At 52.3% G+C, this 258-nt stretch carries 1 protein-coding gene; it reads right to left on the reverse strand.

The genetic code is table 11. The annotated features are described in order from the left end of the window. Positions 1 to 258: alpha-galactosidase (locus KK062_RS30400; RefSeq protein WP_254088133.1), on the reverse strand; the 258-nt coding region annotated here is incomplete at both ends.

Genomic DNA, 258 nt, shown 5'->3' on the forward strand with positions numbered 1-258 from the left:
GTAGAGCCCACGCACATACTCGATGTACAGGTGTGACTGCTGATTCTTCAGATGCGCTGAATAAGCGTTGAATATGACCGCATTGCAATCCCATTTGATATAGGCCAGCGACGGGTTTTCGGTAAACAGATTGTCTACCACCTGGAAGACAAATTGTTGCACGGCGGGATTGCTCAGGTCCAGCACGAGCTGGTTGCGGAAGTAATGCTCTTCGCGCGCGGGCTGGCGAATGACCCACTCCGGGTGCTTCTCATAAAG

It is taken from the genome of Dawidia cretensis, assembly GCF_018598175.1.
GTDB classification, from domain to species: Bacteria; Bacteroidota; Bacteroidia; order Cytophagales; family Cyclobacteriaceae; genus Ohtaekwangia; species Ohtaekwangia cretensis.